The 23736-nt window shown below is 60.2% G+C and carries 21 protein-coding genes; 16 read left to right on the forward strand and 5 right to left on the reverse strand.

Annotated features, from left to right (window positions below; genetic code table 11):
* Nucleotides 1-207: 207 nt before the first annotated feature.
* Both ACIO0C_RS13390 and rimK read left to right on the forward strand, forming a co-directional pair.
* Nucleotides 208-669, forward strand: coding sequence for an ATP-dependent zinc protease (locus ACIO0C_RS13390; protein ID WP_173667190.1), 462 nt, complete (start codon nt 208-210; stop codon nt 667-669).
* Nucleotides 666-1571, forward strand: coding sequence for a 30S ribosomal protein S6--L-glutamate ligase (gene rimK / locus ACIO0C_RS13395; protein WP_020795792.1), 906 nt, complete (start codon nt 666-668; stop codon nt 1569-1571). Before ACIO0C_RS13390 ends, rimK begins: the two co-directional genes overlap by 4 nt.
* A 154-nt stretch (nt 1572-1725) precedes the next feature.
* Here the strand turns inward: rimK and ACIO0C_RS13400 are convergent, their stop codons facing one another.
* Nucleotides 1726-3039, reverse strand: a complete 1314-nt coding sequence (locus ACIO0C_RS13400) for an ATP-binding protein (protein WP_008057589.1) — start codon at nt 3037-3039, stop codon at nt 1726-1728.
* A gap of 116 nt (nt 3040-3155) precedes the next feature.
* On the reverse strand, nt 3156-3896 hold the full coding sequence (gene ompR / locus ACIO0C_RS13405) for a two-component system response regulator OmpR (RefSeq protein ID WP_008057590.1): 741 nt from the start codon (nt 3894-3896) through the stop codon (nt 3156-3158).
* Nucleotides 3897-4257: 361 nt separating this feature from the next.
* On the opposite strand from ompR, the gene ACIO0C_RS13410 reads away from it, so the two are divergent.
* The 7 genes from ACIO0C_RS13410 to tauD all read left to right on the forward strand — a co-directional run bounded on the left by ACIO0C_RS13410 (nt 4258) and on the right by tauD (nt 12480).
* On the forward strand, nt 4258-6582 hold the full coding sequence (locus tag ACIO0C_RS13410; RefSeq protein WP_401312579.1) for a Tex family protein: 2325 nt from the start codon (nt 4258-4260) through the stop codon (nt 6580-6582).
* Entirely contained in the window at nt 6582-6965 is a 384-nt protein-coding gene (locus ACIO0C_RS13415) for a PaaI family thioesterase (protein ID WP_020795796.1), read from the forward strand. Before ACIO0C_RS13410 ends, ACIO0C_RS13415 begins: the two co-directional genes overlap by 1 nt.
* Nucleotides 6966-7131: 166 nt before the next feature.
* Nucleotides 7132-8715, forward strand: a complete 1584-nt coding sequence (gshA, locus tag ACIO0C_RS13420) for a glutamate--cysteine ligase (RefSeq protein WP_401312583.1) — start codon at nt 7132-7134, stop codon at nt 8713-8715.
* Nucleotides 8716-8961: 246 nt separating this feature from the next.
* The gene (gene tauA, locus ACIO0C_RS13425; RefSeq protein WP_401312585.1) at nt 8962-9939 is read left to right on the forward strand and encodes a taurine ABC transporter substrate-binding protein; all 978 of its coding nucleotides are present in this window, start codon (nt 8962-8964) and stop codon (nt 9937-9939) included.
* A 16-nt stretch (nt 9940-9955) separates the two neighbouring features.
* Nucleotides 9956-10750 (forward strand): taurine ABC transporter ATP-binding subunit, encoded by a 795-nt coding sequence (tauB, locus tag ACIO0C_RS13430; RefSeq protein WP_401312588.1) that lies wholly within the window; start codon nt 9956-9958, stop codon nt 10748-10750.
* Nucleotides 10747-11580 carry a taurine ABC transporter permease TauC gene (tauC, locus tag ACIO0C_RS13435; RefSeq protein ID WP_401312590.1) on the forward strand — a complete coding sequence of 278 codons (834 nt, stop codon included), beginning with the start codon at nt 10747-10749 and terminating at the stop codon, nt 11578-11580. The genes tauB and tauC overlap by 4 nt, the downstream gene beginning before the upstream one ends.
* Nucleotides 11581-11637: 57 nt before the next feature.
* The gene (gene tauD / locus ACIO0C_RS13440) at nt 11638-12480 is read left to right on the forward strand and encodes a taurine dioxygenase (RefSeq protein ID WP_401312593.1); all 843 of its coding nucleotides are present in this window, start codon (nt 11638-11640) and stop codon (nt 12478-12480) included.
* 126 nt (nt 12481-12606) lie between these two features.
* Here the strand turns inward: tauD and mgrA are convergent, their stop codons facing one another.
* Complete coding sequence (gene mgrA / locus ACIO0C_RS13445) at nt 12607-13644, reverse strand: L-glyceraldehyde 3-phosphate reductase (RefSeq protein WP_401312595.1); 1038 nt, start codon at nt 13642-13644, stop codon at nt 12607-12609.
* Between the two features lie 220 nt (nt 13645-13864).
* Between mgrA and ACIO0C_RS13450 the strand changes: the two genes are divergently transcribed.
* Nucleotides 13865-14125 (forward strand): hypothetical protein, encoded by a 261-nt coding sequence (locus ACIO0C_RS13450; protein ID WP_401312598.1) that lies wholly within the window; start codon nt 13865-13867, stop codon nt 14123-14125.
* A gap of 8 nt (nt 14126-14133) precedes the next feature.
* Here ACIO0C_RS13450 and betT read toward each other — a convergent pair whose 3' ends face one another.
* Nucleotides 14134-16089, reverse strand: a complete 1956-nt coding sequence (betT, locus tag ACIO0C_RS13455; protein ID WP_401312823.1) for a choline transporter BetT — start codon at nt 16087-16089, stop codon at nt 14134-14136.
* Between the two features lie 390 nt (nt 16090-16479).
* The gene (gene epsC / locus ACIO0C_RS13460) at nt 16480-17406 is read right to left on the reverse strand and encodes a serine O-acetyltransferase EpsC (protein ID WP_401312601.1); all 927 of its coding nucleotides are present in this window, start codon (nt 17404-17406) and stop codon (nt 16480-16482) included.
* Between the two features lie 190 nt (nt 17407-17596).
* Here epsC and ACIO0C_RS13465 point away from each other — a divergent pair, with 190 nt between their 5' ends.
* The 6 genes from ACIO0C_RS13465 (at nt 17597) to ACIO0C_RS13490 (ending at nt 23713) form a co-directional block, all read left to right on the forward strand.
* Nucleotides 17597-18589, forward strand: a complete 993-nt coding sequence (locus ACIO0C_RS13465) for a D-cysteine desulfhydrase (RefSeq protein WP_401312604.1) — start codon at nt 17597-17599, stop codon at nt 18587-18589.
* A gap of 291 nt (nt 18590-18880) precedes the next feature.
* Nucleotides 18881-19681: a cystine ABC transporter substrate-binding protein gene (gene tcyJ / locus ACIO0C_RS13470; RefSeq protein WP_401312607.1), complete on the forward strand. Its 801-nt coding sequence runs from the start codon at nt 18881-18883 to the stop codon at nt 19679-19681.
* The gene (gene tcyL, locus ACIO0C_RS13475) at nt 19681-20346 is read left to right on the forward strand and encodes a cystine ABC transporter permease (RefSeq protein WP_401312609.1); all 666 of its coding nucleotides are present in this window, start codon (nt 19681-19683) and stop codon (nt 20344-20346) included. The genes tcyJ and tcyL overlap by 1 nt, the downstream gene beginning before the upstream one ends.
* 4 nt (nt 20347-20350) lie before the next feature.
* The gene (gene tcyN, locus ACIO0C_RS13480) at nt 20351-21106 is read left to right on the forward strand and encodes an L-cystine ABC transporter ATP-binding protein TcyN (protein ID WP_401312612.1); all 756 of its coding nucleotides are present in this window, start codon (nt 20351-20353) and stop codon (nt 21104-21106) included.
* 457 nt (nt 21107-21563) lie between these two features.
* Complete coding sequence (locus ACIO0C_RS13485; protein ID WP_401312614.1) at nt 21564-22298, forward strand: hypothetical protein; 735 nt, start codon at nt 21564-21566, stop codon at nt 22296-22298.
* A 173-nt stretch (nt 22299-22471) separates the two neighbouring features.
* Entirely contained in the window at nt 22472-23713 is a 1242-nt protein-coding gene (locus ACIO0C_RS13490; protein ID WP_401312617.1) for an SfnB family sulfur acquisition oxidoreductase, read from the forward strand.
* Nucleotides 23714-23736 lie beyond the last annotated feature (23 nt).

Consider the following 23736-nt stretch of genomic DNA (forward strand, 5'->3'; position numbering starts at 1 on the left):
TGAAATATTGATGAACTGTACTACCGTTTCTCTCGTACCAAGAATTACGCCGTCTCGGATTACAATGCAGACATTCCAGAACCTGGAAATCCGGGCCGTAGATATCTGTCGCCTTTTAACCATTATTCTGCGTGAATACCGCGAATTCGGCCGCTTGCGGCCAGAGCGGTTTCTACCGGTTGAGCAACTTTGAAGACATTTGACCATTTGACCGTTGTCGGTCTGCGCGAGTGGGTGGCGCTCCCGGATTTGGGAGTCGCGGGCCTTCGGGCAAAAATCGACACCGGTGCCAGCACCTCCAGCCTGCATGCCACCGACATCGAGACCTTCGACCGCGACGGTGAGCAGTGGGTGCGCTTTACCGCGCACCTGGGCACGGTGGTGCAGCTGCGTCACCGCCGCTGCGAAGCACCCCTGGTGACGAGAAAAACCATTAAGAGCTCCAACGGTCATGCGCAGGTGCGATACGTGATCAGCACCACCCTGGCCCTCGGCGATCGGGTGTGGCGGGTCGAGTTCACACTCGCCTGCCGCAAATCCATGCGTTATCGACTGCTACTCGGTTCCAAAGCCCTGATTGATGGCCAGTTGGTCGTCAATCCAGGTATCAAATATGTACAAGACAAGCCGGTGTTCCCGGTATCTACCTCCTCCACAGGTGTTGCATGAAGATCGCTGTGCTGTCGCGTAACCCGCGTCTGTATTCCACCCGCCGCCTGGTCGAAGCCGGTACCGAACGCGGCCATGAAATGGTGGTGGTCGATACCCTGCGCGCCTACATGAACATTGCCAGTCACAAGCCGCAGATCCACTACCGCGGCAAGCCACTGGAAGGCTTCGACGCGGTGATCCCGCGAATCGGTGCTTCGGTCACTTTTTATGGCTGCGCGGTGTTGCGCCAGTTCGAAATGATGGGGGTTTTTCCGCTCAACGAATCGGTGGCCATTGCTCGCTCGCGGGACAAACTGCGCTCTCTGCAATTGCTCTCACGTCGGGGCATCGGTTTGCCGGTCACAGGCTTTGCACACTCGCCGGACGATATTCCCGACCTGATCGAAATGGTCAACGGTGCCCCCCTGGTGATCAAGGTGCTGGAAGGCACCCAGGGTATCGGCGTGGTGCTGTGCGAAACCGCCACGGCGGCGGAGTCGGTGATCGAGGCATTCATGGGCCTCAAGCAGAACATCATGGTTCAGGAGTACATCAAGGAGGCTGGCGGCGCAGACATTCGCTGCTTCGTGGTGGGTGACAAAGTCATTGCCGCCATGAAGCGCCAGGCCAAACCCGGGGAGTTTCGCTCCAACCTGCATCGCGGTGGCAGCGCCAGCCTGATCAAGATCACCCCGGAAGAACGCATGACGGCATTGCGCGCGGCGAAGGTCATGGGGTTGGCCGTGGCAGGGGTGGATATCCTGCGTTCCAATCACGGGCCACTGGTAATGGAGGTGAACTCGTCGCCAGGCCTGGAAGGGATCGAGACCACTACCAGCAAGAACGTGGCGGGGATCATCATCGAGCACCTGGAGAAGAATGGCGGGCCGAACATGACGCGGACCAAAGGGAAGGGTTAAACCCGAATCTTGTGGTGGCAAGGAAGCCGCCTTCGCGGGCAAGCCCGCTCCCACAGGGACCTCCAGTGAATACGGATTTTGGATACACCCCAGATCACTGTGGGAGCGGGCTTGCCCGCGAAGGGGCCATCAGCCCCAGCGAAGCTACCGGTTCCTACACCGCATCCCGCGGCAACATCAGCCCCAATGGCAAGCGTACCCGCGCTTCCAGCCCACCACCAGAACGGTTGCGCAACTCAACATTGCCGCCATGCATCGAAGCAATCCGCTTAACGATCGCCAAACCCAACCCCGTGCCCTTGCCCCCCCGGGCGCGGTCGCCTCGGGTGAACGGGTTGAAAATCGCTTCCAGCTCCGAGGGATCTATCCCGGCACCACGGTCCATGACACTCAGGACGACATAAGGCGCACTGGTATCCCCAGACACATACGCCGCCACTTCAACCCCGCTGCCCGCGTGATTCAACGCGTTGCCAATCAGATTGTTCAACAGCCGTTTCATCGACACCCGTCGCAACGGGAACGGTTGAATGGGCTCGAGACGCAAGCGCACCTTTTCTTCGTTCTGGTTGTACGGCGCGGCGACTTCACGGACGAGATCGCTCAGGTCCACCTCCTCCACCGACTCGTCACGCCCATCGCGAATGAACGCCAGGAACTGATCGAGAATGGCGTCCATGTCCTCGATATCGCGCACCATGGCGTCCGTCAGGTCGTTATGGTCGCCCATCAGTTCCAGCGACAGGCGCAACCGGGTCAACGGCGTGCGCAGGTCATGGGAAACCCCGGCCAGCATCAGCTCGCGTTCGCGGCCGGCCTGCTCGACGTCTTCGGCCATCTGGTTGAAGGCGCGATAGACCTCGGTCATTTCACTCGGTGTATCACTGATCGGCAAGCGCACGCTGCGCCCCTGGCCGAGTTGCCGCGCGGCATACACCAGGCGCTTGAGGGGTTGGTTGAGCTGGCTGACGAAGATCCACGCCGAGGCGGTGGACAGCAGGCCGATGGCGAGAAACCAGCCGAGCACATTCCAGATTTTCTGGCCACGCAACGGGTGCGGATACAGTGGCACTTTCAGCCAGCCATCGCCCAGGCTGGGTGCCCTGACCCACAGCGCCGGTGGCGAGTGCATGCGCAAGCGCACCTCGGTATCGGCCCCCAGTTCGGCTTGCATTTGCCGCTGATAAATCTCGCTGTAGGGCCAGTGTTGTTCGCCCTCAGGCACACCGGCGCCCACCACCCGGATCAGGGTCGCGGCTTCGGCGATCTTTTCGCGATTGTTTTCATCGGCCGCCCAGTAGGCGCGCAGCGTCAGGGCGACGCCATGGCTGTATTGGCGGTCCACCAGCACGTCTTCGTTCATCAGCAGATAAACCAGGGTCAGCGCCTTGGAAAACAGGACAACGATCAGCACCAGCCAAAGGGTGCGGGAGAAGAAACTCTGGGGGAACCAAACCGGGGTTTTCATGGGTAACCGTTAAACACGTGCAGGAGCGAGCGATGCTCGCACATTGCCGGCCGCGAGTCTGCGGGCAAGGCCATCTGGCCCTTTACCCGCGCAAACCCGCGCCTACAAATCGCCGTTCACTTGGTGGCGGCGCCATCCGGAACAAATACGTAGCCCACACCCCAGACTGTCTGGATGTAACGCGGCTTGGACGGATCGGGTTCGATCATCCGGCGCAGACGGGAAATCTGCACGTCGATGGAGCGCTCCAGGGCATCCCACTCACGACCACGGGCCAAGTTCATCAGTTTGTCCCGGGTCAGTGGCTGACGGGCGTTCATCACCAACGCCTTGAGCACCGCGAATTCGCCGGTGGTGAGCATGTGCACTTCTTCACCACGCTTGAGTTCGCGGGTGGCCAGGGACAGCTCATAGTCACCGAAGGTCACGCTTTCGTCTTCGCTGCCTGGTGCGCCAGGCACTGGAGCCGACTGACGACGCAGCACGGCTTTTACGCGGGCCATCAGCTCGTCCGGGTTGAACGGCTTGGCCAGGTAATCGTCGGCGCCCAGTTCAAGGCCCTTGATCCGGCTCAGCTCATCGCCCTTGGCGGTCAGCATGATGATTGGAATCTGGTTGTTTGCGCCACGCAGGCGGCGACAGGCGGTCAGGCCGTCTTCGCCAGGCAGCATCAGGTCGAGAACGACCAGGTTGAACACCTCACGCGCCAGCAGGCGGTCCATTTGTTCAGTGTTCGGTACGGCGCGGGCGCGGTAGCCCTTGCTGACGAAAAAACGCTCCAGCAGGCTGCTGAGGCCCGGATCGTCGTCAACAATAAGAATTTTTTCGCCTTCAGCATTGTTTGCAGTGCTGCTCATTGGATGCTCCTTTGATCTCGGCGCGCATTATGGCGTAGCTGCCGTTATACGTACCGTGTGCATTGTTAGCAGATTTTTCCTTCACCGCCAGGAATCCGGGGATTATGCCTACAACCTGCGATACCCCCCGAAGGAGGCAACGCTGGTTATAATGCGCGGCCTTTTGTGTCAGGCAACGTCTGATCGTTACGCCGGCAAGCCGCTTTTTATTTTCATGGCGCCGGCAGTAATTGTTCGATTTCACGGGTCAACGGGATACCTTTGATCCAGGTAGCGGCGCAGGCCAGGCCGCTCAACCAGACTCGCCAAGGCCTCATCGTTGCGCCTGCGAGCCTGCTTTCACAATTTGTCAGGTGGTTTTATGGACAGCATCAACAGCCGCATCGCCGAGGAACTCGGTGTACGCCCACAACAGGTCGAAGCGGCCGTCGCGCTACTCGATGAAGGTTCTACCGTTCCCTTCATCGCCCGTTACCGGAAAGAAGTGACCGGCAGCCTCGATGATACCCAACTGCGTCATCTGGAAGAGCGTCTGCGCTACCTGCGAGAACTCGACGAACGGCGCATCAGCATCCTTGCCAGCATTACAGAGCAAGGCAAGCTGACCCCGCAGCTGGAACGCGACATCAAGCTCGCCGACACCAAGACCCGCCTCGAAGACTTGTACCTGCCGTACAAGCAGAAGCGCCGCACCAAGGGCCAGATCGCGCTGGAAGCCGGCCTCGGCGAGTTGGCTGACGGTCTGTTCAACGACCCGACCCTGAGCCCGGAAACCGAAGCCGCCCGCTTCATCGACGCCGAAAAAGGCGTGGCCGATGTGAAGGCCGCCCTCGAAGGCGCCAAGTACATTCTCATGGAGCGCTTCGCCGAAGACGCCGGCCTCCTGGACAAGCTGCGCAATTACCTGAAACAGGAAGCCACCCTCAGTGCCCGCGTGATTGCCGGCAAGGAAGAGGAAGGCGCCAAGTTCCGCGACTACTTCGAACACGACGAACCACTCAAAAGCATGCCGTCGCACCGCGCACTGGCGATTTTCCGTGGCCGCAACGAAGGCATCCTCAGCTCCGCACTGAAAGTTGGCGATGAACTGCCGGGCACCATGCACCCGTGCGAGGGCATGATCGGCCAGCAGTTCGGCATCCAGAACCAGAACCGCGCCGCCGATAAATGGCTGGGCGAAGTGGTGCGCTGGACCTGGAAGGTCAAGCTCTACACCCATCTGGAAACCGACCTGCTGGGCGAGCTGCGCGACGGTGCGGAAACCGAGGCGATCAACGTGTTCGCCCACAACCTGCACGACCTGCTGTTGTCGGCCCCGGCCGGCCCGCGCGCCACGTTGGGTCTCGACCCAGGCCTGCGCACCGGCTGCAAGGTGGCGGTGGTTGATTCCACGGGCAAGCTGCTGGATCACGCCACGGTTTACCCGCACGTACCGCACAACAAGTGGGACCAGACCATCGCCGTGCTCGCCGCCCTGTGCGCCAAGCACTCGGTGGACCTGATCGCCATCGGCAACGGTACCGCCAGCCGCGAGACCGACAAGCTCGCCGCCGAGCTGATCAAAAAATATCCAGCGATGAAGATGACCAAAGTCATGGTCTCCGAGGCTGGTGCATCGGTTTACTCGGCGTCGGAACTGGCCTCCAAGGAGTTCCCGGACCTCGACGTGTCGATCCGTGGTGCCGTGTCGATTGCTCGTCGGCTGCAGGATCCGCTGGCTGAGCTGGTGAAGATCGATCCGAAATCCATCGGCGTCGGCCAGTACCAGCACGACGTGTCGCAACTGAAACTGGCCCGTGGCCTGGATGCAGTGGTCGAGGACTGCGTGAACGCCGTTGGCGTCGACGTGAACACCGCTTCCGTGGCGCTGCTGGCACGGATTTCCGGCCTCAACGCAACCCTGGCGCAGAACATCGTCAGCCACCGCGACGAGCACGGTGCGTTCAAGACCCGCGCTGCGCTGAAGAAAGTCGCACGTCTAGGCGAAAAAACCTTCGAACAGGCGGCCGGATTCCTGCGCGTGATGAACGGCGACAACCCGCTGGACGCCTCTGCGGTGCACCCGGAAGCCTATCCACTCGTGCAGCGTATCGCCGCCGAGACCGATCGCGATATTCGCTCACTGATCGGCGACAGCGGTTTCCTCAAGCGCCTTGATCCGAAGAAGTTCACCGACGAAACCTTTGGTCTGCCAACGGTCACCGACATCCTTCAGGAACTGGATAAGCCCGGCCGCGACCCGCGCCCCGAGTTCAAGACCGCCGAGTTCCAGGAAGGCGTCGAAGACCTCAAGGACCTGCAACTGGGCATGATCCTCGAAGGCGTGGTGACCAACGTGACCAACTTCGGTGCCTTCGTCGATATCGGCGTGCATCAGGACGGCTTGGTGCACATCTCCGCGCTTTCGGAGAAGTTCATCAAGGATCCTCGCGAAGCGGTGAAGGCCGGTGACGTGGTGAAAGTGAAGGTCATGGAAGTCGACATCCCGCGTAAACGCGTGGGCCTGTCGATGCGGATGAGCGACACCCCGGGCGAGAAAATCGACGGCGCCCGTGGTGCGCGTCCTGGCTCGGCGCCACGCCAATCCCAGAACACCGCTGCGCGCAAGGAAACCACGGCCGCCGCGCCGAGCAACAACGCCATGGCGTCGCTGTTCGCCAACGCCAAACAGCTGAAGAAGCGTTGATGGACATTCCTGCCGGGTACACCGAAAGCGCATTTTTCAAGCTGCTGGGCTGCCGTTTGCACAGCCTGGAAACCGGGGTGGCGCAAGTCGCCCTGGCGCTTGAGCCGCAACTGCGCAATCGCGCCAACAAGCTGCACGGCGGGGCCTTGTTCAGCCTGGTGGACATTGCCATGGGGCTGGCCTGTTCCAGCACCCACGGCTTTGACCAGCAGAGCGCGACCATCGAGTGCAAGATCAACTACATCCGCGCCGTCGCCGACGGCGAGGTGATGTGCACGGCGCGGGTGATCCATCCGGGCCGCCGCACGCTGGTGGTCGAGGCCGACGTGATGCAAGGCGACAAACTGGTCGCAAAAGCACAAGGCACGTTCGCTGTCCTGTAGCTAGCCGTCATCGATTTGAGGTAATTTCGGCGCTGTGACCGCAGCGCCGCGATTCCCTGTGGCGAGCAGTCCGAAAACCAGGCGAAAACGCCAGTTTTAACTTCACCCTTGTAGACCGTCTTGCCCACCCCCATATTGGGGCGACTGACGCGTGAAGGAATCCAACTTGAGCGAACTTCTCAACCGCCGCCTGGCCCTGCTCGGCGAGCGCGCTAACCTCTCTCTGCTCGAACAGTGCCTTCACGGCATCGAACGCGAATGCCTGCGCGTGACCGATGAAGGTCGCCTGGCGCAAACGCCGCACCCGGAAGAATTGGGTTCCGCGCTGACCAACGAACAGATCACCACCGACTATTCCGAGTCGCTGCTGGAGTTCATCACCCCGGCCCTGCCCGACCCGGCGGATACGCTGGCGAGCCTGGACAGCATTCACCGTTTTGCCTACAGCAAGCTCGGCACCGAGTACCTGTGGAGCCCCTCGATGCCGTGCCCGTTACCGGCCGAGGAAGATATCCCGATCGCCTACTACGGCACGTCCAATATCGGTCAGCTCAAGTATGTCTACCGCAAGGGCCTGGCGCTGCGCTACGGCAAGACCATGCAGTGCATCGCCGGCATTCACTACAACTTTTCCCTGCCGGAAAAGCTCTGGCCACTGCTCAAGCAGGCCGAAGGCTTTACCGGCACCGACCGTGACTATCAGTCGTCGGCCTATATCGCGCTGATCCGTAACTTCCGTCGTTACAGCTGGCTGTTGATGTACCTGTTTGGCGCGTCGCCGGCTCTGGACGCCGGGTTCCTGCGCGGTCGTTCGCATCAGCTGGAACAGCTGGACCCGGACACCCTCTATTTGCCGTACGCCACCAGCCTGCGCATGAGCGACCTGGGTTACCAGAGCAACGCCCAAGCCGGCCTGACGCCATGCTACAACGACCTGAACAGCTACACCGATAGCCTGCGCAAAGCGGTGGCGACACCCTATGCGCCGTATGTCGAAGTCGGCACCCACCAGGACGGTGAGTGGGTCCAGCTCAATACCAACATCCTGCAGATCGAAAACGAGTACTACTCCAATATCCGCCCGAAACGTGTGACCTACACCGGCGAGCGGCCGATCCAGGCGTTGATGGCCCGCGGCATCCAGTACGTCGAAGTACGCTGCCTGGACATCAACCCGTTCCTGCCGATGGGCATCGATCTCACCGAGTCGCGCTTCCTCGACGCCTTCCTTCTGTACTGCGCGCTGAACGACAGCCCGTTGCTGACCAACACCAGCTGCACCAATGCAACCTCCAACTTCCTCAGCGTGGTCAAGGAAGGCCGTCGCCCGGGCCTGCAATTGCAACGCGACGGGCACCCGGTCGACTTGAAAGAGTGGGCTGGCCAATTGCTGGAGCAGATTGCCCCACTGGCCGCGCTGCTTGATCAGAGCCATGGCGGCGATGCCCACAGCAAAGCCCTGGACGCGCAGATGGCCAAGGTCCAGAACCCTGCCCTGACGCCATCAGCCCAGGTACTGGCGGCAATGGCCGAGCACAAGGAAAGCTTTGCCCAATTCTCCCTGCGTCAGAGCCGGGTACACGCGGAGTTTTTCCGCAGCGAGCCATTGCCGGCAGAGCAACAGGCCAGGTTTGAAGAGCTCGCGCGTTCGTCGCTGGCCCAACAGGCTGAGCTTGAGCAGAACGAAGTCGGTGATTTCGATGTGTTTGTCGGGGCGTACCAAGCGAGCATTCTGGCAATCAGCAACTAACCTCCAGCGTACTGATCGTTCCCACGCTCTGCGTGGGAATGCAGCCCGGGACGCTCCGCGTCCCATAAGCCGAACGCGGAGCGTCCGTGGAGGCGTTCCTTTGCTGCGCGTGGGAACGATCATCTGTGGTCCGGCTTAGAATTTTCCGCTCATAAGCTCATTCTAAAAAGTTATTTATTTTAATATTCTTATATCATTTAGTCTCCTTTCACGCCGACTCTCGGTCGCCTGACAAGGAGCTTCTCGATGAAACTGAATTCCCCCCTTCGCTTGCTGGCGGCCGCCTCCCTGGCTGCGGCGAGCTTTCTTGCCCAGGCAGCCGACGTGACTGTCGCTTACCAGACCACCGTAGACCCGGCGAAAGTTGCCCAGGCCGACGGCGCGTATGAAAAAGCCACCAAGGCCGACATCAACTGGCGCAAATTCGATAACGGTGCAGACATCATCGCCGCCATCGCCTCGGGTGACGTGCAGATCGGCTACCTCGGTTCCAGCCCGCTGACAGCAGCGATCACCCGCAAGGTGCCGGTGGAAACCTTCCTGATCGCGACCCAGATCGGTGCCGCCGAAGCCTTGGTGGCCCGCGACGGGTCCGGGATCAAGACTCCCCAAGACCTGATCGGCAAGAAAATCGCCGTACCCTTCGTTTCCACCGGCCACTACAGCCTGCTGGCCGCGCTGAAGCACTGGAACATCGACCCATCGAAAGTCACTGTGCTGAACCTGGCGCCACCCGCGATCATTGCCGCCTGGAAACGCGCAGACATCGACGCCACCTACGTCTGGGACCCGGCACTCGGTGTGGCCAAGGAAAACGGCAAGGTACTGATCACCTCCGGCGAACTGGCCAAGTTCGGTGCGCCAACCTTCGATGCCTGGATCGTGCGCAAGGATTTTGCCGAGAAGCACCCGGAAATCGTCACCGCGTTCGCCAAAGTGACCCTGGATGCTTACGCCGATTACCGCAAAGACCCAAAAGCCTGGCTCGCCAATCAAGGTAACGTCGACAAGCTGGTAAAACTGTCCGGCGCCAAGGCCAGCGACATTCCACTGCTGCTGCAAGGCAACGTCTATCCGCTGGCAGCCGATCAAGTGATTACGCTGGGCGCACCGACCACCAAGGCCATCACCGACACCGCCGTGTTCCTCAAGGAGCAAGGCAAGGTTGATGCTGTACTGCCGGACTACGCGCCGTACGTCAGCGCCAAGTTCATCACGGATTGATAGGGAGTTAATGGCGATGGCTTTGCTACAGCTGGAGCGCATCAGCGCACAGTACCCCGGTAGCCCTACACCGGTACTGGCGGATATTTCCCTGACCCTCGGCCCCCAGCAGTTGCTGGTCGCCCTCGGCCCGTCCGGCAGTGGCAAGACCTCGCTGTTGAACCTGATTGCCGGTTTCGTCGAGCCCAGCGCCGGGCGTATTACCCTCGACGGCGTGCCGGTCAAGGGCCCGAGCGCCGAACGCGGCGTGGTCTTTCAGGACGACGCCCTGCTGCCCTGGCAGAACGTGCTGGCCAACGTCGGCTTTGGCCTGGAACTGGCAGGCATTGCTCGGGACAAACGCGAAATCCGCGCACGGGAAATGCTCGCGCTGGTGGATCTTTCCGGATTTGAAAGCCGCCGCATCTGGCAACTCTCGGGCGGCCAGAAGCAACGTGTCGGCCTGGCCCGCGCGCTTGCTGCTGATCCGCGTGTACTGCTGATGGATGAACCCTTCGGCGCCCTCGACGCCTTCACCCGCGAACAGATGCAAGAGCTGCTGCTGCAAGTCTGGCGGCGCACCGCCAAACCGGTCTTCCTGATTACCCACGACATTGAGGAGGCGGTGTTTCTCGCCACGGATCTGATTCTGCTGGCACCCAATCCTGGGCAGATCGTCGAGCGTCTGCACCTGGATTTCGGCCAGCGTTACGCCGCGGGTGAATCGGCACGGTCGATCAAGTCCGATCCGCGCTTTATCGAAACCCGCGAACACGTGCTCGCCAAAGTGTTCTCCCAACGTAGCGCCGCCCAGCGGCAGGAGCGCGCATGAGCAGCTACGAAATTCCCGCCGCAGCGGTTAAACCAGGCACTGCAGTCATTCCACTGCGCCGCAGTCTGAGCACTCGCTGGATCAGTGTGCTGACATTGATCGCGCTGATATCCATTTGGTGGGCTGTCACGGCGACTGGCTTGATCGAACCGCTGTTCCTGCCGCCACCGTCCGCCGTGCTGCAAAAAGGCTGGCTGCTGGTGACCAATGGCTACATGGATTCGACCTTGTGGCAGCACTTGGGCGCGAGCCTCAGCCGCATTGGCCTGGGCCTCGGTTTCGCGGTGCTGACCGCCGTGCCAGTCGGTATCGCTATCGGGCACAACCGCCTTGCACGCGGCATTCTCGATCCGTTGATCGAGTTCTACCGCCCTATTCCACCGCTGGCTTACCTGCCGCTGATCGTGATCTGGTGCGGTATCGGCGAGTTGTCGAAAGTGCTGCTGATCTACCTGGCCATTTTTGCCCCGATCGCCATCGCCACCGCCACTGGTGTGCGAACCGTCGACCCGGCCAAATTGCGCGCCGCGCAGTCACTGGGTGCGACCCGCGCACAACTGATCCGCCATGTGATTGTGCCGAGCGCCTTGCCGGACATATTGACTGGCGTGCGCATTGGCCTGGGCGTGGGTTGGTCGACGCTGGTGGCCGCCGAATTGATCGCCGCCACCAGCGGCCTGGGTTTCATGGTGCAGTCAGCTGCGCAGTTCCTGGTCACCGATGTGGTAGTGCTGGGAATTCTGGTGATCGCCCTGATTGCCTTCGCCATGGAGATGGGCCTGCGTGCCCTGCAACGCAAGCTGGTGCCATGGCACGGTCAGACTCACTGACAGATTCAGCACTGACTACGCCGACATTTCGGCACCCCCGAATTGAAGAGAACCACCATGAGCAACCTGACCATCGTCCCCCTAAGCTCGGCCCTCGGCGCACAGATCAGCGGCGTCGACGTCAGCCAGCCGCTGAACCTGGAACAACGCGACGCCATCGAGCAGGCGCTGCTCAAGCACCAGGTACTGTTCTTCCGTGACCAACCGATCACCCCGCAGCAGCAAGCGCGATTCGCCGCCAATTTCGGCGACCTGCACATTCACCCGATCTACCCGAACGTGCCGGAACAACCGGAGGTGCTGATCCTCGACACGGCTGTCACCGACGTGCGTGACAACGCGATATGGCACACCGACGTGACCTTCCTGCCGACCCCGGCCATGGGTGCGGTGCTCAGTGCCAAGCTGCTGCCGGAGTTTGGCGGCGATACCTTGTGGGCCAGCGGCATCGCGGCGTATGAAGCCTTGTCGGCGCCGATGAAAACCCTGCTCGAAGGGCTGACCGCCACTCACGACTTCACCCGTTCGTTCCCGTTGGAGCGCTATGGCAACACACCTGAAGCGTTGGCCCAGTGGGAAGAGACACGGCGCAAGAATCCGCCGCTGTCACACCCGGTGATCCGCACACATCCAGTAAGCGGACGTCGCTCACTGTTCGTCAACGAGGGCTTCACCTCGAAGATCAACGAGTTGTCGGAAACCGAGAGCGAGACGATCCTGAAGTTCCTGTTCGCCCATACGACCCGGCCGGAATTCACCATTCGCTGGCGCTGGCAGAAAGACGACATCGCGTTCTGGGACAACCGCGTGACCCAGCATTACGCGGTGGATGATTACCGGCCAGCGCGGCGGGTGATGCAGCGGGCGACGGTGTTGGGGGATGTGCCGTTTTTCCGCTGATCCGATCGTTCCCATGCTCTGCGTGGGAATGAAGCCCGGGACGCTCCGCGTCCCATCGAGAGCCGAACGCGGAGCGTCCGTTGAGGCATTCCCACGCGGAGCGTGGGAACGATCACGCCTGAACACTTACTCAGCCGTCGAAGGCTTCTCCCAAAGATTGATCCCACCCTCCTGGGCAAACCGGTCAATCTGCGCCAACTCTTCTGCGCTAAAGCTCAAATTCTTCAACGCCCCGACGTTCTCGATAATCTGCTCCGGCCGGCTCGCGCCGATCAGCGCCGAAGTCACCCGAGGGTCGCGCAGGGTCCAGGCCAGCGCCAGTTGCGCCAGGCTCTGACCGCGACGCTTGGCGATCTCATTGAGCGCACGCACCTGGGCAATGTTGGCCTCGGACAAATGCGCGGCCTGCAACGAGCCACCACCCGGACGGTTGACTCGCGCATCCACCGGCACCCCATTGAGGTACTTGTCCGTCAGCAGCCCCTGGGCCAGCGGCGTAAAGGCAATCACGCCGGTGCCGAGTTCGTCGGTGGTGTCCAGCAAGTCCTTTTCCACCCAGCGATTGAGCAGGTTGTAGGCCGGTTGGTGAATCAACAACGGGACTTTCCACTCTTTGAGCAATGCCGCTATTTCTCGGGTTTTCACCCCGGAATAAGACGAGATACCGATGTACAACGCCTTACCCTGTTGTACGGCGGTAGCCAGGGCGCTGGCGGTTTCTTCCAGCGGGGTGTCCGGGTCGAAACGGTGGGAATAGAAGATGTCCACATAGTCGAGGCCCAGGCGATGCAGGCTCTGGTCAAGGCTGGCGAGCACGTACTTGCGCGAACCACCGCCCTGACCGTAAGGGCCGGGCCACATGTCCCAACCGGCCTTGCTGGAAATGATCAACTCGTCGCGGTACTGCTTGAAGTCTTCACGCAGCAAACGCCCGAAATTGATTTCGGCACTGCCATACGGTGGGCCGTAGTTGTTGGCCAGGTCGAAATGGTTGATGCCCAGGTCGAACGCCGTGCGCAACAGCGCACGCTGGGTGTCGATCGGCGTGCTGTCGCCGAAGTTGTGCCACAGACCCAGGGACAACGCCGGCAGCACCAGTCCGCTGCGGCCCACGCGGCGGTAAGGGATGGAGTCGTAGCGGTTTTCGGCAGCGGTGTAAGTCATCGAATCCTCACTTGTCTGTCTTGAATCTGGTTACATCTGCTTCGCCAGTCGCCCAGCATACGCCCAGATAAACGCCAGAAAACCCCGGACTCGAATAATTGCTGAAACGTTTCAAAGGTTTCATCTTTGGGTGAATGGCGGGCTGGTTTAACTATGCTCACATCGAAACCGCGGCGACGCCAATCGCGAGCAGGCTCGCTCCTACAGGGAGGCAAACACCATGCACACCACCATCATCATCACATTCGGGCTGATCCTGCTTGCTTTGATGTTGTACATCGGCGAAAAAATCGGCTTCCCCCGCCAGGTCCTTGCCTACAGCTTTATCGTGCTGTGGCTGGCCCTGACGCTGATCAATGGCGCGGTGGGCATCGTGCATGCCGGCCAACCATTGGGCACGGAGGTGATGGTCGGCAGCGCCGTGTTCGGTATCCCGGTGGCGGCGCTGGTGTTGTTCATGGTGTTGACCACCGAAACCTGAAGAACCGCTCAACGCACCAGGTGCAAGAACTGCATGTGCCTTTCGTACTGATCAAGGATGTCGTTGATGATCTGCTCCTTGGTGTATCCCACCAGGTCGTAGTTCTGACTGCCCTCGCTCAAATGCACTTCGGCCCGGTAATAACGACGATTATTAAGCTCCTTGGCGCCCATGCCACCCCGGGCAAACGACGGCGTAAAGTAACCGCGCATTTGTACCTGATAGATGAATGGGTGTTCGTCGCCGTGACCGATTTCCAGGCTGACGCTGTCATTGACCGGCTCCGGGTGAGTCACGACGCTCAGGCCCTTTTCGATGAACACCGCCGACACCTCTTCGATGGCCGGGCGCACCGTCGAATCGAGGAAGCGATAGACCTCGTCCCTCGACGGAAAATGCACCGCCTGGCTCAGGCGCTGACGCCAACCACCGCGCCGCGAGCCGGACACTGGCGCCAGGGAATGCATCTGCGCAATCTGCTTCTGCGATTCCAGATAAAACGCTTTGTGCAGCCCCCACATCATCAACAGCAAAATCAGCGAAAACGGCAGCGAAGTCAGGACCACGGCTGACTTCAGCGCATCGATGCTGCCGGAAAACAGCAACGCACTGGTCACCAGCGCGGTCATCGCGCCCCAGAACACCCGCAGCCATTTCGGTCCGTCTTCATCGGGGTTGCCGCCCTTGGCGGACAGCGTTGACAACACCACCGTGCCGGAATCGGCGGAGGTGACGAAGAACACGAAGCTGATGAACACCGTGACCGCGATCACGGTTTTACTCCATGGATAGGTTTCCAGCAGCAGGTAGAGGGTCATCGACGGGTTGTCGATGGCCGACATGCCCAGCGCCGACATGCCATGGTTGAGCACCTGGTCGATGGCGCTGTTGCCGAAGATCGACATCCACGCCAAGGTGAAACCCAGCGGAATCAACAGCACGCCGAAGACGAATTCGCGAATGGTCCGGCCACGGGAAATCCGCGCAATGAACAGGCCCACGAACGGCGACCAGGCGATCCACCAGGCCCAATAGAACACCGTCCAGCCACCCAGCCAGTCGCTGGGTTTGTCGTAGGCGTAGAGATCAAAACTCTTCATCGGCAAGGCGCCAAGGTAGTCGCCAATGTTCTGGATCAGGGTATTGAGCAGATGCTGGGTGGGCCCGGCGAACAACACGAACAGCAGCAGCGCACAGGCCAGCAGCATGTTGATGTCGGACATCACCCGCACGCCCTTGTCGACCCCGGACACCGCCACGATGATCGCCGCGCCCATCATCAGCGTGATCAGCCCGACCTGGATCCACTGGGTGTGAGCGATGCCGAACAGGTAGTCAAGGCCCGAGTTGAGGTGCAACACCCCAAAGCCCATGTCCGCGCCGAGACCGAAGACCGTGGCGATGATGCCGAAGCCGTCCACCGCGTAACCAATGGGGCCGTTGATGCGTTTGCCGATCAGCGGGTACAGCGCCGAGCGCAAGGCCAGCGGCAGGTTGTGCCGGTAGGCGAAGTAGGCCAGCGCCATGCCGACAAAGGCGAACACGCCCCAGCCATGCAGGCCCCAGTGCAGAAACAGAATCTGCATCGCTTGCCGCGCAGCATCCGCCGTGCCCGCCTCGCCCTGAGGCGGTTGCAGCATGTGGGTCAGGGGTTCCGACACGCAGAAGAAAAACAGCGTAATGCTGATCCCGGCGGCGAACAGCATGCCAGCCCAGGACAGATAACTGAATTCGGGCTCGTCGTGGTCGGCACCGAGTTTGATCTTACCGTAGCCCGATAACGCGGTGACCACCACGAAGACCAGATACAGGGTCATCGCCAGCATGTAGTACCAGCCAACCGTGTTGGCTGCCCAGTTTTGCGCCGCCAGCAACCAGGCGCCGGCCTGTTCGGGCATGGCCATGACCACGACACCGAACAACAGAATGAAGGTCGCCGCAAAGTAGAACACCGGCGGATTCATGCGGATCAGGCCGCTTGGGGGAATGGACGATGCACTCATTGAAGGTGCACCTCGAAGGGGTCTAACGTGGCTGTAGAAATCGGACTCAGCAAAGGCAAGCCTCCTGTTGTGAGCGGGCAGCGAACCACCGGTTTAACTTGAATGAACGTTCAAGTTAAACATGAATAGGGTGCTAAGGACTAATCGCAGGGCTCGGCGGTCGTGCTCGAACAGTAGCTCAAAGAGCAATACGACGCGGGTATGGGATCGTTCCCACGCTCTGCGTGGGAATGCCGCCCGTGACGCTCTGCGTCACAGGAATGTCAGATTTTAGGTGGCGATGCGGCCGGAACGCGGAGCGTCCCTTGAGGCGTTCCCACGCAGAGCGTGGGAACGATCAGATTGAGCAGCTTACTTCTGCGCCCCATCATCCAGCTGCAAATTCGCCTGGGTCAGGTTGCTGCCCGCCGGTACGCTGCGGGTCAGCCAGACATTACCGCCAATGGTCGAGCCCTTGCCGATGGTGATCCGCCCCAGAATGGTCGCGCCAGCGTAAATCACCACGTCATCCTCAACGATCGGATGCCGCGCCTGGCCCTTCTGCAACTGGCCGTCTTCGTCCGCGGGAAAGCGCTTGGCACCCAGGGTTACCGCCTGATAAATCCGCACCCGCTCGCCGATGATCGCGGTCTCGCCGATCACTACACCGGTCCCGTGGTCGATGAAGAAACTGCGGCCGATCTGCGCGCCCGGGTGAATGTCGATACCCGTGGCCGAGTGGGCGATTTCCGCGCTGATCCGGGCCAGCAACGGCAGTCCGGCGCGATATAAATGGTGAGCAAGGCGATGGTGGATCACCGCCAGAATGCCGGGATAGCACAGCAGCACTTCATCGACGCTACGTGCCGCCGGGTCGCCGTGATAGGCCGCCAGTACGTCGGTATCCAACAGGCTGCGCAGCCCCGGCAATGCGAGGGCGAAGTCCTGAATGATCTGGATGGTCTTGGCCTCTACCTCCGTGTCGGCGTGGGTGCTGTGGCGGGCGGCGTAGCGCAACTCAAGTCGCGCCTGAGCGAGCAACGCGTTCAACGCCACATCGAGGGTGTGCCCGACGTAGAAATCTTCACTCTCCTCGCGCAAATCCACCGGCCCCAGGCGCATGGGGAACAGCGCACCGCAGAGCGCTTCGAGAATGTCCGCCATGGCCGCCCGTGACGGCAACTCGCGACCACCCTGCTCACCGCTGGCGCGGCCGTTTTGTGCACGCCACTGCTCACGCGCCGTGCGCAGTTGGCTGACGATGGTTTGCAATTGCCAATGGCTGGAACGCTCACTCACGGTAAAAACTCCTCACGGGCGGCCGGACTGTCGGGCCGCACTGACGGCGATTACTTTACGGCAAGGCCAGCAAGCCAAATTAAGAACCAATTGTGCTGTCGTAAGCACAATCGGCTATAAGCGATTGCCGGTTGCCGCGACAAAGTGGCGTGCCTATAGTCCAAAGACCTTCCACCGCCAGTATGGACCCATGATCAAACAACAGCTTGCCCGCTTCAATCGTCTCGACCTGCTCGGTCAACCCACCGCCCTGGAAAAACTCGAACGTCTGTCGGCCTGGCTGGGGCGCGACGTCTACGTCAAACGCGATGACCTGACCCCACTGGCCATGGGCGGCAACAAGCTGCGCAAGCTTGAATACCTGGCAGCCGATGCCCTGGCCCAGGGCGCTGACACATTGATCACGGCAGGGGCGCTGCAGTCCAACCATGTGCGCCAGACCGCTGCCATTGCGGCAAAGCTGGGGCTTGGCTGCGTGGCCCTGCTGGAAAACCCGCTGGGCACCGACGACGCCAACTATGTCGGCAATGGCAATCGGCTTTTGCTGGACCTGTTCGATGCCAAGGTCGAATTGGTAGAAAACCTGGATAACGCCGATGAGCAATTGCAAGCCCTGGCAGCCCGTCTGCGCAGCAACGGCAAGAAGCCTTACCTGGTGCCGATCGGCGGCTCGAATGCGCTGGGCGCCTTGGGTTATGTGCGAGCCGGGCTGGAGCTGGCCGAGCAGATCAAGGACACCGGGCTGAATTTCGCCGCCGTCATCCTGGCCTCGGGCAGTGCAGGGACACACAGCGGCCTTGCACTGGCTTTGAGCGAAGCGTTGCCGGATTTGCCAGTCATCGGCGTCACCGTTTCGCGCAGCGATGAAGATCAGCGGCCAAAAGTACAGGGCCTGGCCGAACGCACCGCCGAATTGTTGGGGGTGCCATTGCCAGCGAGTTTCAAGGTCGAGTTGTGGGACGAGTATTTCGCGCCGCGCTATGGCGAGCCCAATGCCGGGACGCTGGCGGCGGTGAAGCTGGTGGCCGGTCAGGAAGGCCTGCTGCTGGACCCGGTCTACACTGGCAAGGCCATGGCGGGGTTGCTGGACGGGATTGGCCGCCAGCGTTTCAATGAGGGGCCGATCATCTTCCTGCACACTGGCGGGGCGCCGGCGTTGTTTGCCTATACAAGCTTTTTGTAAGAGCCAAAGATCAAAAGATCGCAGCCTTCGGCAGCGCCTACAGGATACGCCGATCCATGTAGGAGCTGCCGCAGGCTGCGTTCTTTCAACAGACAACTCATATTCCCTTAAGAAATAACAAAAATAGAATTTATTATTTTCTAATCTAAAAGCGTCATCATATAGTCGCGCCGCAGGCGAATTTGTAACGCGACGCGTACGCTGCTTTAAGGCAGGATAACGCAGTCGTCAAAATCCCGAATTTGCCAACTTTCCTTAAGCGTCTTCCATAAGAAAACACAGGGGCTTGTCATGAATTTTTCCGCACTACGTCGCAATCTGCTGGTGGGTTCGCTGGGCCTGGCACTCAGTGCCGGCCTGATCGGCCAGGCAGTGGCCGGTGAACAACTGCAACAAATCAAGGACAAAGGCGTGATCAACGTCGGCCTGGAAGGCACCTACCCACCCTTCAGTTTCGTTGACGCCGACGGCAAGCTGACCGGCTTCGAAGTCGAATTCTCCGAAGCCCTGGCCAAAGAGCTGGGTGTGAAGGTCAAACTGCAACCGACCAAATGGGATGGCATCCTCGCGGCACTGGAATCCAAGCGCCTGGACGCCGTGATCAACCAGGTGACCATCTCCGAAGAACGCAAGAAGAAGTATGACTTCTCCGAGCCCTACACCGTTTCCGGGATTCAGGCGCTGGTACTGACCAAGAAAGCCGCCGAACTGAACATCAAGTCCGCTGCAGACCTGGGTGGCAAGAAAGTCGGCGTGGGCCTGGGCACCAACTACGAGCAGTGGGTCAAAGCCAATGTCCCGACCGCTGACGTGCGCACCTACGAAGATGATCCGACCAAGTTCCAGGACCTGCGTGTCGGCCGTATCGACGCCATCCTGATCGACCGCCTGGCTGCGCTGGAATACGCCAAGAAAGCCAAGGACACCACCGCTGCCGGCGATGCGTTCTCCCGTCAGGAAGCCGGTATTGCCCTGCGCAAAGGCGAGCCTGAACTGCTGGCAGCCGTAAACAAGGCCATCGACAAGCTGCGCGCCGACGGCACGCTGAAAAAGCTTTCGGAAAAATACTTCAGCGCTGACGTCACCCAATAATGGAAGAAGCTTTTCAACTCGCACTGGACTCCCTGCCCTTTCTGCTCAAGGGGGCGTACTACACGGTCATCCTGAGCCTGGGCGGGATGTTCTTCGGCCTGGTGATGGGCTTCGGCCTGGCACTGATGCGCCTTTCACGCTTCAAGCTGGTGAGCTGGGTCGCCCGCATCTACGTGTCGTTCTTTCGCGGCACGCCGTTGCTGGTGCAACTGTTCGTGATCTATTACGGCTTGCCGCAATTGGGCATGGAACTTGATCCACTGCCCGCGGCCCTGATCGGCTTTTCGCTGAACATGGCGGCCTATGCCTGCGAAATCCTGCGTTCCGCGATCAGCTCCATCGAACGCGGTCAGTGGGAAGCCGCTGCCAGTATCGGTATGACCCGTGCGCAAACATTGCGCCGGGCCATCCTGCCGCAAGCGATGCGTACCGCATTGCCGCCACTGGGCAACAGCTTTATCTCGCTGGTCAAGGACACCGCGCTGGCCGCTACCATCCAGGTGCCGGAGCTGTTCCGTCAGGCGCAACTGATTACCGCCCGCACCTTCGAAGTGTTCACCATGTACCTTGCCGCCGCGCTGATCTACTGGGTCCTGGCCACGGTGCTGTCGCACCTGCAGAACCAGCTCGAAGCACGGGTCAACCGGCACGACCAGGAGTCCTGACCCCATGATTGTCGTGGAAAAACTGACAAAGCAGTTCAAGGGTCAAGTCGTGCTCAACGGCATCGATCTGCAAGTGAAGGAAGGTGAGGTGGTGGCGATCATCGGGCCTAGCGGCTCGGGCAAGACCACCTTCCTGCGTTGCCTGAACTTCCTTGAAGAACCCACCAGCGGCCGGATCAAGGTCGGCGACATCGAAGTCGATACCAGCCGCCCGTTGAACCAGCAACAGAGCCTGGTGCGCCGTTTGCGCCAGCACGTGGGCTTCGTGTTCCAGAACTTCAACCTGTTCCCCCACCGCACCGCCCTGGAAAACGTTATCGAAGGCCCGATCATCGTCAAGAAGATCGCGCACGCCGACGCCGTTGCCCTGGGTAAAAAGCTGCTGGCCAAGGTCGGCCTGGCAGGCAAGGAGGACGCTTACCCGCGTCGCCTTTCAGGGGGTCAGCAACAGCGTGTGGCGATTGCCCGCGCGCTGGCGATGGAACCGGAGGTGATTCTGTTCGACGAACCCACCTCGGCGCTCGACCCGGAGCTGGTGGGTGAAGTGCTGGCGACCATCCGCGGCCTGGCCGACGAGAACCGCACCATGGTCATCGTCACCCACGAAATGGCTTTCGCCCGTGACGTGGCCAATCGCGTGGTGTTTTTCGACAAGGGCGTGATCGTCGAACAAGGCGAATCGAAGGCATTGTTTGCCAACCCCAAGGAAGAGCGCACGAAACAGTTCCTCAGCAAGTTCCTGAACAACGCACACAACTAAACCCCTCGTAACACTTGTCAACTTCCATGGATGGAAGTGACACCCTCCGCGTAAAAACCCTACTCTTACATAATTAAATATACGTGCGCGACAAGCACATTTTGTCAGCACGCTCGATACATATATGTATTGCGCAACAGTTTTACCGACTGAACATCAGTCGCACCCAAACTGCGCAAAACCCTCAAAAAATGGCGCTCCGAGCAGGTAGATTCGACGCACCGGGACAGTTTATTAACTTCAATGCGTAGGATTATTCTGAATAACACCAAACTTCCCATTTAACCAACTCACTCTATTGACACATACTCCGACCCACTCTTATCTAGTCTCCTTCCAGCGGCACTGCTCGCGCTCAATCATTATTTAAAATCAAAGTAATGAACGGTTTTGCTGTTCGAACTCACGTTTTATTTTTCTGAAACGGACTTCATTGCAAAACATCAAGGAGACTTCCATGACAAGCACCTCAAATAAAACCGGACTTGCCGCCCCGACGCTGGCGCAATCGCACAAGGCCGGAATCAACCTCGCCTCGGCGACGCACTTGCTGATCGAGGTGCCGCCCTACCCCGCGATGGACGAAGGCGACCTGATCGAACTGTTCTGGGACAACTGCTACGTCGCCTCCAGGGTCCTGATGGCCCATGAGATTGGCCAACCCGTCCAGCTTCGGGTACCCGAGAGCTTTATCGCCAGTGGCTCTTCACGCGTCCACTATCGAATCATGCAGATAGGGCAAGCACCGATCGTATCGCCCGCCAGGCGCGTGCAGTCCAAACTCGAGTGTCCCGGTGGCCAGGTGTCTGCGTTCAGTGGTGACGAAAACCAGAGCCTGGCCCCGGTAAACATTCCCGGAACGATTCGCCGCCAAGGGGTGAACCCCAACCAGATCAAGCGCGGCGTGCCGGTGACCATCGAGCCGTACCTGAACATGGCCGCCGATGACGAGATCACCCTGCGTTGGGGCGACGCCCGCATGGATTTGCCCCCACTCAAGGAAAGTGATGTGGGCCAGCCGGTTCAGGTCTGGGTGCCACCAGCGATCATTCTTGAAGCCGGCGAAGACCTGCGACTGGAGGTGACTTACTGCATCCTCGATCGCGTAGGCAACAATTCGCGCTGGGCGCCAGCACGGACGCTGAAGATTGGCTGTGCCAATCGACCTTCTATGCATATTCCTAAAAGTTAGTTCAAAAAGCATTTATACGCGTTTAGGGTATATAAACCGGACCACCGGACATTCTTGTTTTCGTTCGCCGCACCCCGCGGCGTTTTCATGAGATGTGAGGTAGGTATGGTCCGGAACACAATCACCCCAGTGCAGATCGCCAGGGCATTGCGTGTAGCCAAGGAGTGGCACTGATGTCCAGTCTGGCTGATGCAATCGTCCAGAGTGACCTGGACATCGCCCCATTGTTGCTGCCCGCTCAAGTGCTGCGCAACGACGCTCAAGCCATCAAGGCCGCACACGAACTGGCGCAAGTCGCGCGCCTGCAAGCAGCCAGGCGCGACCGGCAGCGCAAGCTACCGTGGTCGGAAGTCGAACAATTCACCCGAAGCGGTCTGGGCAGCATTGCCATTCCCCGCGAGTACGGTGGCCCACAGGTTTCATTCGTCACCCTGGCCGAGGTATTCGCGATCATTTCCGCGGCGGACCCAGCCCTGGGGCAGATTCCACAGAACCAGTTCGGCATCCTCAACCTGGTGCTCGGCAGTGCCACCGAGGCGCAGAAAAAGCAGCTGTTCAAGAGTGTTCTGGAAGGCTGGCGAATCGGCAATGCCGGACCGGAACGCGGCGCTAAAAACACCTTGGAACTCAAGGCGCGCATCACCGCCGACGGCGATGGTTTTGTCCTCAACGGGCAGAAGTTTTATTCCACCGGCGCGTTGTTCGCGCACTGGGTCGCGGTCAAGGCGATCAATGACGACGGCAAGCAAGTGCTGGCTTTCGTTCGTCGCGGTACGCCGGGGCTGCGCATCGTCGATGACTGGTCCGGTTTCGGCCAGCGTACCACCGCCAGCGGCACCATCTTGCTGAACAACGTGCGGGTCGACGCAGAGCTGGTGGTGGATAACTGGAAGATCAACGACACGCCCAATACTCAGGGTGCGGTTTCGCAACTGATCCAGGCCGCCATCGATGCCGGCATCGCCCGAGGCGCCCTTGATGACGCCATCGAGTTCGTGAAAACCCGTGCACGGCCATGGGTCGACGCCAACGTTGAACGGGCCAGCGATGATCTGTACGTGATCGCCGATATCGGCAAGCTGAAAATCGAATTGCATGCTGGCGAAGCACTGCTGCGCAAGGCCGGGCAGGTACTCGACCAGGTGAGCGCCGCTGCGCTCACAGCCGAGTCCGCCGCTCGCGCTTCCATTGCCGTCGCCGAAGCAAAAGTGTTGACCACCGAGATCTCGTTGCGGGCCAGCGAAAAGCTGTTCGAGCTGGCCGGCAGTCGCGCCACCCTTGCCGAATTCAACCTCGACCGCCACTGGCGCAACGCCCGGGTGCACACCCTGCACGACCCGGTGCGCTGGAAGTATCACGCGGTTGGTGCCTATTACTTGAACGGCACATTGCCTTCGCGTCATTCCTGGATTTAGCGCCCAGAACACTTTTTACCAGA

The sequence above is a fragment of the Pseudomonas sp. NPDC087336 genome (assembly GCF_044744285.1).
Lineage (GTDB): Bacteria > Pseudomonadota > Gammaproteobacteria > Pseudomonadales > Pseudomonadaceae > Aquipseudomonas.

Coding starts and splice junctions, on each gene's coding strand:
- ACIO0C_RS13485 (WP_401312614.1), top strand. CDS start 21,564: ATGACAAGCACCTCAAATAAAACCGGACTTGCCGCCCCGACGCTGGCG.
- ACIO0C_RS13415 (WP_020795796.1), top strand. CDS start 6,582: ATGGACATTCCTGCCGGGTACACCGAAAGCGCATTTTTCAAGCTGCTG.
- ACIO0C_RS13465 (WP_401312604.1), top strand. CDS start 17,597: ATGATCAAACAACAGCTTGCCCGCTTCAATCGTCTCGACCTGCTCGGT.
- ACIO0C_RS13490 (WP_401312617.1), top strand. CDS start 22,472: ATGTCCAGTCTGGCTGATGCAATCGTCCAGAGTGACCTGGACATCGCC.
- tauB (WP_401312588.1), top strand. CDS start 9,956: ATGGCTTTGCTACAGCTGGAGCGCATCAGCGCACAGTACCCCGGTAGC.
- tcyL (WP_401312609.1), top strand. CDS start 19,681: ATGGAAGAAGCTTTTCAACTCGCACTGGACTCCCTGCCCTTTCTGCTC.
- tauD (WP_401312593.1), top strand. CDS start 11,638: ATGAGCAACCTGACCATCGTCCCCCTAAGCTCGGCCCTCGGCGCACAG.
- ACIO0C_RS13410 (WP_401312579.1), top strand. CDS start 4,258: ATGGACAGCATCAACAGCCGCATCGCCGAGGAACTCGGTGTACGCCCA.
- mgrA (WP_401312595.1), bottom strand. CDS start 13,644: ATGACTTACACCGCTGCCGAAAACCGCTACGACTCCATCCCTTACCGC.
- tcyJ (WP_401312607.1), top strand. CDS start 18,881: ATGAATTTTTCCGCACTACGTCGCAATCTGCTGGTGGGTTCGCTGGGC.
- rimK (WP_020795792.1), top strand. CDS start 666: ATGAAGATCGCTGTGCTGTCGCGTAACCCGCGTCTGTATTCCACCCGC.
- ACIO0C_RS13400 (WP_008057589.1), bottom strand. CDS start 3,039: ATGAAAACCCCGGTTTGGTTCCCCCAGAGTTTCTTCTCCCGCACCCTT.
- tcyN (WP_401312612.1), top strand. CDS start 20,351: ATGATTGTCGTGGAAAAACTGACAAAGCAGTTCAAGGGTCAAGTCGTG.
- ACIO0C_RS13450 (WP_401312598.1), top strand. CDS start 13,865: ATGCACACCACCATCATCATCACATTCGGGCTGATCCTGCTTGCTTTG.
- tauA (WP_401312585.1), top strand. CDS start 8,962: ATGAAACTGAATTCCCCCCTTCGCTTGCTGGCGGCCGCCTCCCTGGCT.
- tauC (WP_401312590.1), top strand. CDS start 10,747: ATGAGCAGCTACGAAATTCCCGCCGCAGCGGTTAAACCAGGCACTGCA.
- betT (WP_401312823.1), bottom strand. CDS start 16,089: ATGAATCCGCCGGTGTTCTACTTTGCGGCGACCTTCATTCTGTTGTTC.
- ompR (WP_008057590.1), bottom strand. CDS start 3,896: ATGAGCAGCACTGCAAACAATGCTGAAGGCGAAAAAATTCTTATTGTT.